Source organism: Clostridium sp. C8-1-8, from assembly GCF_009928445.1.
Classification (GTDB): domain Bacteria; phylum Bacillota; class Clostridia; order Clostridiales; family Clostridiaceae; genus Clostridium_AR.
The window spans coordinates 97,786-113,919 of sequence record NZ_JAABNO010000010.1 but is presented as its reverse complement, the minus strand read 5'-3'; the positions used below and the strand labels follow the sequence as shown (position 1 = coordinate 113,919).

Genomic DNA, 16,134 nt, shown 5'->3' with positions numbered 1-16,134 from the left:
AAATCCATAATTAAACTTATTTTTAAATTAAGAGATGTCCATCTAAAAAATACTTACATATATGTTGCAATAACAAATATTCATTGATAGCTTGATTTAACTTAAGCAATAAATCAAGTATGAATACAACAATAAAATCTCAACATACATAACTGCAAAAAAACTAGATTTATAAGTACTTTTAAAATATTATAAAGCTGCTTTTATTATTTCAGCACATTTTTCCATACCTAAAGCATCGCTAGTAAAGGTGTCTGTGTTGATACATAAGTCATATTCACTCATCTTTCCTCGTTGGATGTTTGAAAATAAACTATAGTAAACTTTTCTCTGCATTACTTGACCAGCGATGTGCTCCGGTGCATCCTCCTTAGGAATTCCACCAACTCGTTCGCAACGATCTATTTTCTTTTCCATATCTTTGCTGTATGCATAAACATTTAAAAAATCAACCTTACCTTTAAGAATAATGTCTGCTCCTCGTTCCATAAGTATACAAGACCCTTCTTCAACTATTTTCATAATACAATCTGAGTATGCATTATAAATACTACGTGATAAATTGTCTTCAAATCTTATTGAATCTTCATTTGATGTTGAAGACTGGTCAAACTTAATATTTCCTAGCTTCCTATCGTAGTCTCTTAAAACTTTTTCATCAATACCTGATTCCTCAGCAGCCTTAAGTAATAACTCTTCTTCGCCATAAAATTTTATTCCAAGCTTTTCACCTAAAGTTTTTCCTATAAGTCTTGCTCCACTTGCATACTCGCTAGTAAATACTATATATTTCTTTGTCATATCTAACACCTCCTAAAAGATTGAATTTTCATAAATACACTGGCTTCTGAGAAGAAACTCTAAAATACAAATTTTTGGTATAAAGCTATACATATCCATCTCTTCATACTAAAAACCTTTAGACTATTATGCAGTTTGCATAATCAAATCCATCAGATGAACGCCATTTGCCCCGCCTTGCTTAACACCTCTTAAACAAGAATTACAGTAACAAACGATTCTCTCTGTAGTATATAGCTTGCAGTGCTCTTCCATAAGTTCTTGCTGCTCTTCTTCAGTATGAAGCTCTAGCTTTCCTTCCATCTGATCTACAAAGTACTTTGGAGCTATCTTTATATTTCCTTCTCTCATAGGGTTATAACGGAACACCCCACAGAACTGTGACTTTTCGTAGTTTTCTTCAAGCTCTACAATCTCAATATTCATCTTCTTCATAATACTTCTTACTGCATCATGTAAATCTCTCTTATCACCAGCACGCCAGCAATCTTGAAGAGTAATTTTTTCTCCTTTTAGATCTGGCCATGGAAAGTCTTTATCTGCATCTAATATCTCCCATACACTTATTTCCTTTGCCTCTGGAACATTTTCTCTCACAATTGCAGAGCAGGATTGGCATATAGTAACAGCAGTATCTTCTTCAGTCAAGGATTTATGTCCTGGGCGACAGCAGCCTTCTACTCTCATGCCAAGCTTTTCTTTTAGATATTCCTTAATTCTTTTGCTTCCTTCTTTAGAAGCCGCTGTATAATTACAACTTGGATAATAAACAAACATATAATATACTTCCTTTCTTATTTTTACTAATATCCTTATCAATAAATTAAAAATCTATTTTACTTATAATTGAAACTACTCTATATAATAACTTAACTTACTTAAAATTCACTGCTATATATTTTCCCCGTTAGATTCAATACATTTCTTATACCACTCAAAGGATTTTTTCTTACTACGGTTAAGGGTTCCATTTCCTTTATCGTCCATATCAACATAAATGAACCCATAACGTTTTTTCATTTCTCCTGTACTCCAAGAAACTAAATCAATACATCCCCATGGGGTATAGCCCATTAAATCTACCCCATCTAATTCAACGGCGTCCTTCATAGCTTCGATATGCTTTCTTAAGTAGTCAATTCTATAATCATCATTAATTGAGCCATCAACTTCAACTTGATCCACTGCCCCAAGTCCATTCTCAACTACAAATAATGGAAGGTTGTAGCGTTCATACATCTGACATAGAGAGATACGTAATCCTAATGGGTCAACAGACCACCCCCAATCTGATACCTCCAGATATGGATTTTTATATGCAAACATATTATTTCCGCCTACTTTTTCTGCATTTTTATCAGTAGTTGATGCTGTTGACATATAATAACTGAAGCCAATATAATCTACTATGCCTTCTTTTATTATTTCATCGTCACCTTGTTCTTTTTTTATTGTGATACCTTTTCTTTCAAATTCCTTTAACTTATGAGCTGGATAATATCCCTTGCATTGAACATCTAGATAAAATTCTACCTGTCTTTGGAAAATCAAATTTTCCATAGCATCTTCTGGTTTGCAGGTCATGGAGTAACTAGGAATATATGCAACCATAGTACCTATTTTAAAATCCGGATTAATCTCGTGACCTAATTTAACTACTTTTGCACTTGCTACGAAAAGATGGTGTACTGCCTGATACTTTGTTTGGTCGTCAGTCTTATGTATGCCGATTTGTACCCAGCTTCTAAGAAAATTAATTTCATTAAAAGTCATCCAATACTTAACCTTATTTTTATATCTTTTGAAAATAGTTTCGCAGAAGAATACATAATAATCAATTACTTCCCTGCTTGACCATCCATCATAATTATCAGCAAGATACATAGGAACATCAAAATGATTTATTGTAACCACAGGCTCTATTCCGTATTTTAACAGTTCATCCAATACATCATCATAAAATTTCAAACCTTCTTCATTTAGCTCTTTAGTACCTTTAGGACAAATTCTTGTCCAACTCAAAGACATTCTAAAACACTTAAAGCCCATTTCAGCAAATAATTTTATGTCCTCTTTAAAATGTCCATAAAAATCAACAGCACCATGACTAGGATAATATGTTTCAAGATCAATATATCCTTTAGCACCTTCTGGTAAAGCCTCAAGTCTGCCTGCCTCTTTTATTTCACCTTCTTTAGTTTTAAAGATGACCTTACGTGGATTGGTATGACTTCCTCCAGTAACAGCATCTAAAGTACTTAAGCCTCTGCCTCCTGATAAATACCCACCTTCATATTGATTGGCAGCAGTAGCTCCACCCCATAAAAAACCTTCTGAAAATCTCATATATAAACCTTCTTTCTGTCTTTTCATATAGTTTTAATGACTGTTGCTTAAATTTAAGTAGCAACAGTCATCACATCTTTATTTAGTTCTATATTATATTTAACAAAAACTACTTAGCTAACTTTATTAAGGCCTCTCCTACTTCAACATTCTTATTTGTTATGCCTAGAACTTCTGAATAATCAGAAGAGTTTGGTATAACGATTGGTGTTATTAGGTCATAGCCTTCTTCTTTTATTTTGTTTATATCAAATTCTAGCAAAACATCACCTTTTTTAACTATATTTCCTTTTTCAACACGAGCTGTATAGTGACGCCCTTCCATTTTAACTGTATCTATTCCTACATGGATTAATATCTCACATCCGTCGTTTCCAGTGATTGCTATTGCATGTTTAGTATCAAAGAAGGCCGATACAACTCCATCTACAGGAGCATATACAACTCCTTCTTCAGGTATAATGGCTACACCTTTTCCTAAGATTTCTTCTGCAAAAGCTGAATCATCAACTTCACTAAGTTCTACTGACTTACCTTTAATAGGAGCATATATAACTCCGCTTGAAGCTACTACTTCTGCTTTTTCAATTTTATCTTCTTTGCTCTTTTCAACTGGATCCTCTATTTTCATAATGAATGATGCTATAAACGAAACTATAAATGCTATGGCACATCCAATTGATGCATATATTACTGTTATAAATCCCTTTGGCCCTATAAAGCTTGGTAAGGCTAATAAACCTGGCGAAACCTGAGCGTATCGTCCAACTCCCATAATACCTAAGAATAATCCTCCAGCTCCTCCACCAATCATGGCAGCATATAAAGGTTTTTTAAATCTTAAACTAATTCCATACATAGCTGGTTCAGTAATTCCTAACACAGCTGTAATCCATACAGAACCTGCAAGTTGCTTAATTTCAGAGTTTTTTGTACGTATTGCTACTGCTAGCGAAGCTCCACCTTGTGCAATATTTGAAACCATCATTCCTGGACCTGCTACTGTATCTATCCCTGTAGTAGCAAGGCTATTAATTCCTATTGGAATTAATCCATAATGCATACCTGTCATAACTAATAAAGGTGTAAATGCTCCAACTAATAAAGGAACAAGCCAACTAGCATAAGAGTTAATGAAGTTGATTAATGCACCTAAGCCAACACCTAGATAGTTACCTAATGGCCCTATAACTATAAATGTAACTGGAGCAGTAATCATCAAAGTTAATAATGGAGTACCGAACATTTTAATTGTTTTTGGCATTATCTTATCTGCAAATGGTTCAATATATGACATAAACCAAATTGCTAGAATAATAGGAACAACTGATGATCCATAAGAAACCAGCGGTACTGGCAATCCTAAAAGATGTAAGCTTGTTCCTGCTTTCTTAGCAGTTGCAACCATTGAAGTAAAGGTTGGATGTAACAGTATTCCACCAATAGCCATTGCCATGTATTGATTTGTTTTAAACTTCTTAGCAGCTGAATCCGCTAATAGTATTGGTAAAAAATAAAAGGCAGCATCTCCTATAAAGTTAAAAAACTGATAAGTTTCCGATTTAACTGACAATACTTTAAAAGCAGTCAATATAGCAAGTACAGCCTTTAACATACCTGCTCCAGTTAATGCTGGTACAATTGGAAAGAATATTCCTGCTATAGTATCTAAAACTTTTGCTATAATTTTTTTATCTTCTACTTTTTCTCCATTGTCTTCGTTGTTAAATGAACCTAAATTAAGAAGTTCTTTATAAACATTTCTAACATCACTTCCGATGATAACCTGATACTGTCCACCTTTATTTACCACGCCTACAACACCCTTAAGGTTTTTAAGGAATTCCGTATCTGCCTTTTTATCATCTTTCAAATTAAATCTTAAACGTGTAGCACAATGTCCTACCGATGATACATTTTTTTCACCGCCAACTTTTTCTAAGATAGTGGCTGCTAGTTTTTTATAATCCATGATTTCTCCTCCTATTAAATATTGTTCTTATACTTTGTAAAATTATAATTGATAAATTATTAAAGTTTCTTACAATTAAATCTCTAAAAATCAGCTTACTTTTTACTGATTATAAGTTATATATTTCAAAAAAATTGCAAAGAAAAACCCACCAGCAGAAAAAAGATAGTTTTTAAACTTTAATCTTTTTTCTTTCTGGTGGGTATAGCCTTTCGTAACAATCCCACATGGCACTATGGTCGCAGAAAAATTATATAATTGTCTTATAAACTTTCATCAACAACACGTCTGATATGAACTGATAGATATATGAGTTCATCCTCAGAAAGGTCGCAATTAAACTCTTTATTAACATATTCTTCAATACGTTTTGCACACTTATATTCATTAGGATATTTTGAACGAATAACCTCTATGAAACCTAAATCTTCATTTAGTACTTTTTTCCCTTTCACGATTCTTTGAAGAAAGTACTTTAAGTGGGTTACAAACCTTTCATAGTGAAGAGAACTTTCATTTAGCTCTATGCCATAATGGTACTTTACAATGTGTAGGATTTTTTGCAATGCTTTCGTCATATGCATAGTTTCCTGCATCTTTGCTTCATCACCCATTTGCGCATTTACAATATGTAATGCAATAAAGCCTGCTTCATCATCTGGAAGCTCTACGCCATGCCTCTTATTTATAATTCTAAGCGCTTCCTTACCTATCAGAAATTCGTGATTATAGAATCTACTAATCTCCCATAAAAGTGCATTTCTAACTGGAATGCCTTTCTCTGCTCTCTCTATAGCAAAGCTAATATGATCCGTAACACTTAACCAAATAGAATCATCTAATTTCTTATCTAAGTAATTAGAAATATAAGTTATAACTTCGTTTGCTGTTTGAACATATTGGTATGGAATTTTGGAAATTAACTCTTCTAGATGACTGCGCTTTTCTTTTCCTTCAATAACATAAATTCTTTCTATTAGGGATTCGTCAATCACATCACTTACTACCTTCTTAAACCCAAGGCCTTTCCCCATAACCAAGACTTCCTTGCCATCTTTATGAGATCTAACTAGATTGTTATTTATTACTTTATCGATTAGCATTTTGGCCGCCACTAGAATCATCCCCTTTCCAAATTTCTATAAACTTAAAACAAAAAAACTACACCCCCTTGTAATAAAAAATATCACAAATTGGTATAGCCTGCTTTCCAGTAACAATCCAATCAAATTATATTTATAATCGTTATAATAGCTTTGATATATTAGTATAGCCTGTCTTCCAGTAACTAACTAACTATCATGCTTAAATAATATCATCTCATGGAATCGTTGTCAACTAATTTTTAGCGTTTGCATACTCCGTTTACAAAAAAACTATTAAATACGGACCTTTCTTGTAAACAGTATTCAGTAAACTTGCCATTTTCAAAGCTAATAATGTATAATGCTATTAAAATTAGAGTTTTCTCCATTATGTCACAAGGTTAAATAAACTTTATGCTGACTAATGTTAAGGATTCCTATAATTTAATATACTTAAACCTTTAGCTTTCCCATGAAGCTCCCTACAAAATATATAATTAAACTGGTGATATGTATGTTACTTACTGAAAAAATGATGCAAGTCTCATTCTCTGAGTCTGAAAAAATAATCATTGACTATATTTTTAAAGAAAAAGAAGATATCAAAAATAAGACCACAAAACAAATTGCCCAGCAAACCTATACCCATCCCTCTACTACAATAAGAATTGCTAAAAAATTAGGATATAACGGATGGAATGAACTTAAAGAAGCTTACTTAGAAGAAATTAAATACTTGGATAGTCATTTTGAAAACATTGACGCGAATTTTCCATTTACTGAAGATGATAGTATTATGGCTATTGCTAATAAAATAGCTACTCTAAACCAAACAACCATTAAAGATACTTTATCTTTAATTCACCATGACGATTTGCAGAAAGCTGTACAGTTTCTGCATAAAGCTTCTGAAATAAAAGTATTTGCCAACAATCAGAATTTAATAATTGCACAAGACTTTATGCTTAAGATGAATCGAATTCAGAAATCCGTTTCTATTTCATTGACAGACTCGGAACAAGTATTTGAAGCCTTTAACTGCAAAAAAGGTTGTTGTGCTATTATAATCTCCTATAGTGGAGAAGACAACCCTTTAATTAAGGCTATTCCTGTTCTTAAACAGAATAGTGTCCCAATCATAGCCATTACCAGCTTAGGAGATAACACCTTAGCTAGCAAAGCAGATTGTGTACTTAGGATAACTACTAGAGAACGGTTATATTCTAAGATTGCCAATTTCACTACAAATGACTCTATTTGCTATCTTTTAGATGTATTATACTCCTGTGTCTTCAGCAAGGATTATGATAAGAACTTAGAGCATAAGATAATGGTTTCTAAATACTTTGATCCAAGAAAATCTTCTGTAGATTTAATAAAAGAAGATTAACCGTGAACTCCGTACTCATATATTTTGCTTCTAAAGAACAAAAAACGCACTGTCCTTAACACTGGATTAAATGCGTTTTTTGTCATTATCTCTTCTAAAAATTATCTTCTTTTAACCAAAGTTCATTTTCTACTAAAATAGAACTATTATCTGCTTGAAGCCTTTTCTTATAATTTAATTTTACTGTGCCTTCCTTAGTTTTCTAGACAAGTTCAGGTATCTCTATGGATATTTTATAAGTTTTTAACTATTTCATCTTTTATAGTAATACCAGCTGCTTCTAAAGCTGCAATCTTATCAGCAAACTGAGGAAGATACTTTTTATGAGCAATTAACAATTCATCAAGTACCTTTTTTGCAGTTTCTCCAGCAGGAATTAAAGGATTCATTGCAAAGGCTTGTAGTGCTAAGCCATAATCCCCTGTTACTGCAGCTTCACATACACATAGCTCCATGTTTTTCATTAGTTGTAGCCAGCCTTTTTCTGCTGGATGTAGTGAACCAAAGGCAATCGGTAAAGCACCTGCTGCTCCAATAAGTGAAGATACTTCAACAACACAGTCCTCTGGCAAGTCAGGTATAGCACCATTGTTCTTAGTGGATACAACAATCTTTGTATTTTTATTACCATAAATTGATGCTATTGTTTCACAAGCAGCATCTGAATAGTGAGCCCCACCACGTTTTGATAGCTGCTCTGGCTTATGATCTAGATTGATATCCTTATATAATTCAAATAATTCGGCCTCAGTTTGTTTAACTTGTTGACCACGAGTTCCAATTGTATTGTATTCTTCAAGTCCATGCTTTAACATTTCTTCTTGTCTATAGTAATAACTATGATAAGCGCAAGGTATTAAATTCATTTTATCCAATTGCTCTTTAAAGAAAGGAACTTTATGAACATTTGCAGGCATTCCGCCGTCACCTTGAAGCATTTTTTCAATAATCTCTAATGTCACATCATTACCATTCTTGTCCATAACCTTATGCCAGTGAAAATGATTTAAACCTGCAAACTTGTAAATTAAATCATCAAGTTCACTATTTATCAATTTAGGTTCCGTCATTATTGACATTATTGGAACATTGCATAAACCAATTGCTTTCTCCCACTTTCCATAACGATGTATAGCTTCAGTCACCATACCACTAGGATTAGTGAAATTTATAAGCCAAGCATTAGGACATAACTTTTTCATATCTTCTACTATATCTAAAATAACTGGGATCGTTCTAAATGCCTTAAAAATACCTCCAGCCCCGTTGGTCTCTTGTCCTAGCAGTCCATAGGAAAATGGAATTCTCTCATCCTTTATACGTGCATCTAATAAACCAACTCGAAATTGAGTAGTAACAAAGTCGGCATCTCTTAATGCTTCTTTTCTATCTAAAGTTAAATATACTTTAACATCATATGGAGATGCATCCCACATACGTTGAGCCATCTTTCCAACAATCTCTAGCTTTTCCTTACCTTCTTCAATATCTACCAGCCAAATCTCTTTTATAGGCAATTGTTCATATCTTTTAATAAAGCCTTCCATAAGTTCAGGAGTATAGCTACTTCCTCCACCAATTGTGACTATTTTCACTTTTTTATTTTCCATCTACTGTCCCTCCCTTTCTTCTATGAGTACATTTTATTTTTATCCCCATTGATAGTCAACGGATTCAAAAGCGATTCATATACCGTTTACAAACAATCTTTTTTTAAAAGTATTTTTTGTAAATAGCATTTATAAATAAAGTTTTAAAAAAAGAAAAAACGCACTATCCTTAATGCTGGATTTAGTGCGTTTTTAGTGCTACATTCACCTTGTTTTAATATATCGTTAAAATAAAATTAGACAATAGCCATCATTTCTGCAACTTGTTAAAAGAAATTATTTATAATTTGCCCAAGCTCATTAAAGTATCGGATGACCTGACAGTCTAATTTCAAAAGGCTGCTTTAAAAAGCCATAAAGAAAATTCTTATACCAACAAGTGCCAATGCAACAGCAAGACTTTTTATAATTGCTACTCCATGGATTTTTTTAGAAAGCTTGGCTCCAAGTTGAGCACCAAATATAACTCCTATTGCTAAGGCTGCAGTTTGGATTAAACCAGGCTGAAGTACGCCAGTTGATATATGTACAACTGTTCCTGATAATGACATAACCGCAAGAACAAAATGTGAAGTTGCAGTAGCAATATGAACAGGATAATTTAACAAATTAACAAGGACAGGTACATGTATAATACCTCCTCCTATTCCCAATAAACTGGATAGATATCCAACAAATATACTTATAACTACACCTAAAACTGGATTATATGAAAATACATATTTTATTCCTTCTGCATCTATAAGAGTTCTTGTAACATAATTTTTCTTAATTACTTTATCTGCATCATCTTTTTCGTTTTTAGTTTTAACGATCAAAAAGATTGAAGCAGCTATTAATAATACACCGAATAGCCCATTAAATATATGCCTTGGAATATATGAAGTAGTAATAGCTCCAAGTATAGAACCTGGAATGGTGGCTATTGCAAAAATCACTCCTGATTTATAATCGATTCGCTTCATTTTAGAATAAGCTGTACTTCCTGATAATGCATTAAAAAATACAACAGCAAGAGATATACTTGTTATTGTTTCAGGAGTTTTATCAGGATATAGAAGTAACAATATAGGAGTTAATATAAAACCTCCACCAGCTCCTATCAATGTTCCAAATGTACCTACAAAAAAACCTAATGGTGTTAACCATAAAAATTGCATCATAATAAAACCTTCTTTCTTAAATAATTAAAATATTGTTTTCATCTACCATATACTTTGCCAGGATATATAATGCTGCTAAAAAAGCTTGGTCATTTATTTCATTACAAGTTATATAGTGGTCAATGAATGGAAAATGACTTGTCATTTCTCCAATAACTACATTGTCTTCACATATAAGAAGGCTGCCATCATATTTAAGTTTAATAATTAACTCCCTGCAATCTGTTTTTATATTTATCTTGTGGACTTTTGGAATTCTAAAAACAAATCTCTGATAAAGATACTTATCTTCGTATTTATCATATTCCAAAACTGCAGTAGCTACAATTTTATTACTTTTACATATAATATAGCTTCGTCCTTCGTTATACTTGTTTACCTCATCCTCCGTCTTTGTATTTATGATGTCTGTTGTGTAAATAGTTTTTCCTGTAGTATCAACAATTTTTTTGCCTATACTCACAAGATGTTTATTTTGTATTTTAGCCACTAATTTGTTATTTTGATCTATTACATTATAGAAGAAACCATAATTGCGAATCATCAAATCCATATATCATTATCTCCTTTCCTTATTTTTAAAAATGTAGTTTACTTTAAGCCATGGAAAATCTATATAATAATTTTTGTGACTAAACATCCTATAATTAAATTTTATATGCTAAACTTACATAAGTAAAATATTATTATTTTATAATATCTATAAGGTTTTTATTATGCATTTAACAATTCAATATATTTGATAAATTTTAATAGGATGCGCTACAGCTATTGCTAGTATATAAGCAAAATAGTATTATTTTATAATATATATTGCGTTTACATTATAAAAGGAAGGTGATTAAATGACCTTAAAGCACTTAAGAATATTTGTAACTGTTTGCAATTGTAACAGCGTAACTGCTGCTGCTGAAAAACTTTACCTTGCTCAACCCTCTGTAAGTCTTGCAATCAGAGAGTTAGAAGATCATTATTGTGTAAAGTTATTTGATAGAATCTCAAAAAAAATGTATTTAACAGAACCAGGCAAACAGCTTCTAAATTACGCAAATCACATAGTTTCTCTTTTTGATGAAATGGAAAGTGAGATAAAAGATTGGGATTCAGCCGGTATATTGCGAATAGGGTCAAGCATAACTATCGGTAATCACTTGCTACCTGAGTATATAAAAATATTTAAAAATGAACATCCAAACATAAAAATACAGGTTATCATTAATAACTCTGAAGAAATAGAACATAGTATAATGTCAAATCACATTGATTTTGCTTTAATTGAAGGTGTAATACATAATTCACATATTAATAGCCAAACATTTATGGAAGATGAACTTGTTCTAATCTGCGGTATAAATCATCCATTGTCTAGTTTAAGTGAGGTTGAAATTGAAGCGCTTAAGGAATGTGAATTTATTCTTAGGGAAAAAGGAAGTGGAGGAAGAGAACTTTTCGAAAGTACTATGTTACTACATGGCATGGAGATTAATCCAACTTGGGAAAGTGTTAGTACGCAGGCAATTATTAAAGCAGTAAGTGCTGGTTTAGGACTTTCTGTACTACCATATCTTCTTGTAAAGAAGGACTTAGAATTAGGAAATGTAAAACAAATTAAAATTAAGGATTTGTCACTAAACCGTAAGTTCCACATAATCTACCATAAGAATAAATTTCTTACCAAAGCTGCAAAGGAATTTATTGATCTTTGTAAGACACATACGGTTCCCTTTGAGCACCTTGGAAGCTAATTATATCAAAAATAAATAAATTTAAATGGAGGAAAACCATATGAACGAAATAAAAGCCATTATGACTGATGTAGATGGAACTCTTTTATGCGAAGAAGGCTATGTTACAGAGAATACAGTTAATGCAATTAAAAAAATTAAGGAAAAAGGAATCCTTTTTGGACTTTCAACAGGTAGAGATGCAATATCCTGTAAGAATTTACTGAAGGAATGGAACATTGATGGCTTAGTAGATTGCATTGTAGGAATGGGTGGAAGTGAAATTGATGACCTATCTCTTGGTATTCAAAAATCTAGCTATCCGCTTAGTGGCGAACTAATCTGGGAAATAATTAGACATTATGAGGATATGGATTTAAACTTTTGTATCCCTAAGGACGGTATTTTGATTGGTTACAAAGATGACGAATACATAAAATTACTTTCCAAGTTGGACAAACTGCCTTATGAAGTTGTAGATTTTAACGAGTTATTAAAGACTCCACAGGGAAAAGTTATGATTATCTGCAATCCAGAATATATGGACAAGGTTATAGAACGCAGCAAGACATTTAGCAACCCAAAGTATAAATGCGCAAGTCTAAAAACAGCAAGCATTTTATATGAATATATGGATCCAAGAGTATCAAAAACAAATGGACTTAAGGAAGTAATGAATTTGCATGGGTTAACCATGGATAACTTACTTGTCTTTGGTGATGCCGATAACGATGCTGATATGTTAGAGAACGCTGGAATTGGTGTTGTCATGGCAAATGGCAGTGAAAAATCCAAATCTGTTGCTGACTTTGTAACAGCTGATAATGATAGCGACGGAATAGCTGTATTTTTAGAAAAAAGTAAGCTAATATAGGTCTCTTCTGCAAAGCTCCCTAATAAAGGAGCTTATATATGGCACAGAATTAACTAATCTATACAGGGTAATATCATTAAACATATGAAAACAGCTCGAACATTCTTTCAAGCTGTTTTTATATGTCCAAGTTGTTCTTATATTAGCTTTCCTTATTTTATTAAATCTTAGCTTTTTAGCTATACTAATAATAAACTGCTACTATTTTTTCTTTCTATTGCCTATAGGAATACAAATTTCTTTAACTTTCCCCTTCCTAGTTATTATCTTTTCTAAAATCAATTACTAAAAGTTATAAATACGCTTCTCGTATATTCTGTAATTTATTTTCTCCTTACCACTTAATAGCTACATACAGTAATTATTGTAAAGAAATGATTTTAAACTTATAATGATATTATGTTATTTTTTGTATCTTAGGTAAATAAACAGTAAAGATGATGATAAAGGAGGCGTTAATTTGAAAACTTTAAAGGAAACTGTATACGAATTCATTGAACAAGAAGTTTATAGTAAAGATGAAAATAGAAATGGCTTACAAACTAAGACCATTGCAGAATCTTTAGGTTTACATCGTTCTAATGTAAGTGCTTTATTAAATGAGTTGGTTAAGGAAGGAAAGCTGGCGAAGACGACAACGAGACCAGTGTATTACAAGCCTCCGGAACAAATTTATCAAAGTACAGAGAAATCTTGCTTTACTCAATTAATTGGCTATAATGGCAGTTTAAGAAATGCCATTCAATTAGCTCAAGCTGCTATTCTTTATCCTCGCTCTAGCTTAAATGTTTTACTTTCTTCTAAGACAGGCTGTGGCACAACTTATTTTGCTTCGTTAATGTTTGAGTTTGCTAAAGAGAAGAAGATACTATCTAAGAATGCTCCTTATGTAAAAATTGACTGTCGTCATTATTCTAAAAATGTCTCTGTATTAAATGATGAACTCTTTGGTACCCAAGGTGATTTAAGCAGTAGTTGTTTTGTAAAGGCTCAGGGAGGAATGCTGTTTATAGATAATGTTGATTTATTGGATGCTAAGCAGCAGAGCTGCCTTTTCAAATTCTTAGATTCCGGTAAGATCTACTCAGAAGACAAATCCAACTCCTTGGATTGCAATGATCTATTCTTAGTGCTAGCCTGCGCTCCACAAAGTGGCTTACAGATAAATCGTATCATTCCTGTAACTATAGAGTTGCCAGAGCTAAAAGATAGAAGTCTTGAAGAGCGCTTTGACCTTATAAATCACTTTTTTCAAGTTGAAGCTTCAAACTCAGATCGTTGCATAGAAGTAACTTCCGAATCAATTAAGGCATTATTGTTATCAGATTTTAGTTATAACGTTAAGGGCTTAGAACTAGATATGAAAGCTGCTTGTGCAAATGCCTATGTTCGAGTCGTTAATGAATCCTGCCAGAATATTTGTGTATGTGTTAATGACTTTAAGAATCAAATAAAGAAAAGTCTATTAAATCTAAAAAGTTATAAAAATGAAATTGACATACTTGTAGGAAATAGAGATTCCCTCATCTATGATAAGAATATAGCTAATCAAGGATACTATGATCCTCCTTATACAGTTGATATGTACTCTGAAATAAAAAAGCAGTATGATGAATTGTCCAACCTTGGTATTACTGACACTGGAATTGAAAACGTTATGAATACTCATATCAGTAATTTATTTAAAAAGTATCGCTATTATAACGGCTTTGATGATTCAAATAATTTAGAGCAGCTTTCAAAAATTGTAGATCCAAGAATCATTGAAATGGTTAATGTTTTTTTAGATACCTGCAAAAAAGAGTTAGGAATAAACTATAAGTCAAATATATTTTATGGGCTTTGCCTACATATTAATTCCTTATTAACACTAAACCTTTCCGAGCAAAGAATAGATAATACTCAAATCATAAAAATTGTTCAGGACTATCCTAAGGAATACGCTGCAAGTGTGCAATTTGCGTCGATTTTAAAGGAACAGTTAGGCTTAAACCTACCAATTCATGAAACTGTGCTGATTGCTATGTTTCTAATCGACTCTGACGATAATAATGAGGAGGATCATCCTGTACTGCTTTATATTATGCATGGAAGCCAGACTGCTTCTTCTTTAAAAGATGTTACAAATAGCTTAACCCATTGCCATAATGCATACAGTTATGATTTGGCTTTGGATATAGGAACGAGACAAGCCATGGAGGAGATAAAAGCCCTTATTGAAAAAATTGATGGTGGTAAAGGAGTTATTGTCATATATGATATGGGCTCTATAAAGACAATGCTTGAAACCATTGCTGAAGAAATTGATGTAAAGATAAGATGTATCAATATTCCTGTTACCTTAATAGGTATTGATGTTGCTAGAAAATGCTCAATGGAAAGCGACATAGATTATGTATATCATATGGCAAATCTAGAAATCAATAACATGAAGAATGTTGAAAAGCACAACAGTGTTATTATTACCCTTTGCCATACCGGTGAAGGGGGTGCAGCGCAGTTAAAGTTATATATCGATCAATACTCAAAGCTAGGTATGAAAACCATAGCTCTAGCAATATCTTCACGTAATGAACTCTTGAAGGAAGTTTTATCCCTTCAAAAAACCTATAATATTCATAGTTTTGTTGGCGCATATGATCCAAAATTGTTCGGTATCCCCTTTATTTCTATTCAGAAAGTTTTTGAAAGTTCTAAGGAGAACTTGGACCGTATATTGATGTTTGAACCTGTTACTTCTCGTTCCTTGGATTACACCGATGTATATAAATATCTAGGTGAGCAATTCAAGTATACTTCAATATCTAAGCTAAAAACTGTGCTTCCAAATATTATTGATGAGTTCAGCTTGCTTTATTCCTTTACTGAAGATCAACGAGTTGGATTATTTATGCATATGGCTTGCTTGGTAGAAAGACTGCTAGATGGTAAATCAGTAAGTAACAATACTGATAGGAGCAAAATTATCTCTGTATTTACAGAAGATTATCAAACTGTTGTAAAAGTGCTAAAGAACCTAGAAAAGACCTTCAAAATTATAATAGATGACAATGAAATTGCTACTATTATCATGATTATAAAGAAGATATAAATAATATTAAATATTTCCTCTGTTAAAGTATTGTGTTCAAAGAATTAATATTCTTCTTTTAATAAAAAAGTAAAGGCC

General features: G+C 32.3%; 12 protein-coding genes. 4 read left to right on the top strand and 8 right to left on the bottom strand.

The window, feature by feature from the left end; all coding sequences use genetic code 11:
* Positions 1-189: 189 nt before the first annotated feature.
* The 5 genes from GXK57_RS12300 to GXK57_RS12280 form a co-directional block, all read right to left on the bottom strand.
* The gene (locus GXK57_RS12300; RefSeq protein WP_160676478.1) at positions 190-801 is read right to left on the bottom strand and encodes a cytidylate kinase-like family protein; all 612 of its coding nucleotides are present in this window, start codon (positions 799-801) and stop codon (positions 190-192) included.
* 126 nt (positions 802-927) lie between these two features.
* Positions 928-1,578 (bottom strand): hypothetical protein, encoded by a 651-nt coding sequence (locus tag GXK57_RS12295; protein WP_160676475.1) that lies wholly within the window; start codon positions 1,576-1,578, stop codon positions 928-930.
* A gap of 114 nt (positions 1,579-1,692) precedes the next feature.
* A complete protein-coding gene (locus GXK57_RS12290) occupies positions 1,693-3,147 on the bottom strand; it encodes a family 1 glycosylhydrolase (RefSeq protein WP_160676472.1) in 1,455 nt (484 codons plus the stop codon).
* Positions 3,148-3,256: 109 nt separating this feature from the next.
* On the bottom strand, positions 3,257-5,119 hold the full coding sequence (locus GXK57_RS12285; RefSeq protein WP_160676469.1) for a beta-glucoside-specific PTS transporter subunit IIABC: 1,863 nt from the start codon (positions 5,117-5,119) through the stop codon (positions 3,257-3,259).
* A gap of 263 nt (positions 5,120-5,382) precedes the next feature.
* Complete coding sequence (locus GXK57_RS12280) at positions 5,383-6,234, bottom strand: PRD domain-containing protein (RefSeq protein ID WP_243156416.1); 852 nt, start codon at positions 6,232-6,234, stop codon at positions 5,383-5,385.
* 484 nt (positions 6,235-6,718) lie between these two features.
* On the opposite strand from GXK57_RS12280, the gene GXK57_RS12275 reads away from it, so the two are divergent.
* Positions 6,719-7,594, top strand: coding sequence for a MurR/RpiR family transcriptional regulator (locus GXK57_RS12275; protein WP_160676466.1), 876 nt, complete (start codon positions 6,719-6,721; stop codon positions 7,592-7,594).
* Between the two features lie 233 nt (positions 7,595-7,827).
* Here GXK57_RS12275 and GXK57_RS12270 read toward each other — a convergent pair whose 3' ends face one another.
* The 3 genes from GXK57_RS12270 to GXK57_RS12260 all read right to left on the bottom strand — a co-directional run bounded on the left by GXK57_RS12270 (position 7,828) and on the right by GXK57_RS12260 (position 10,920).
* On the bottom strand, positions 7,828-9,204 hold the full coding sequence (locus tag GXK57_RS12270) for a 6-phospho-beta-glucosidase (protein WP_160676463.1): 1,377 nt from the start codon (positions 9,202-9,204) through the stop codon (positions 7,828-7,830).
* Between the two features lie 344 nt (positions 9,205-9,548).
* Positions 9,549-10,367 (bottom strand): sulfite exporter TauE/SafE family protein, encoded by an 819-nt coding sequence (locus tag GXK57_RS12265; protein ID WP_160676460.1) that lies wholly within the window; start codon positions 10,365-10,367, stop codon positions 9,549-9,551.
* Between the two features lie 16 nt (positions 10,368-10,383).
* Positions 10,384-10,920 (bottom strand): hypothetical protein, encoded by a 537-nt coding sequence (locus tag GXK57_RS12260; protein WP_160676458.1) that lies wholly within the window; start codon positions 10,918-10,920, stop codon positions 10,384-10,386.
* Between the two features lie 292 nt (positions 10,921-11,212).
* Between GXK57_RS12260 and GXK57_RS12255 the strand changes: the two genes are divergently transcribed.
* The 3 genes from GXK57_RS12255 to GXK57_RS12245 all read left to right on the top strand — a co-directional run bounded on the left by GXK57_RS12255 (position 11,213) and on the right by GXK57_RS12245 (position 16,056).
* Positions 11,213-12,112, top strand: a complete 900-nt coding sequence (locus tag GXK57_RS12255; protein WP_160676455.1) for a LysR family transcriptional regulator — start codon at positions 11,213-11,215, stop codon at positions 12,110-12,112.
* Between the two features lie 40 nt (positions 12,113-12,152).
* A complete protein-coding gene (locus tag GXK57_RS12250) occupies positions 12,153-12,965 on the top strand; it encodes a Cof-type HAD-IIB family hydrolase (protein ID WP_160676453.1) in 813 nt (270 codons plus the stop codon).
* Between the two features lie 460 nt (positions 12,966-13,425).
* Positions 13,426-16,056 carry a PRD domain-containing protein gene (locus GXK57_RS12245; RefSeq protein WP_160676450.1) on the top strand — a complete coding sequence of 877 codons (2,631 nt, stop codon included), beginning with the start codon at positions 13,426-13,428 and terminating at the stop codon, positions 16,054-16,056.
* The last annotated feature ends 78 nt before the right edge of the window (positions 16,057-16,134 follow it).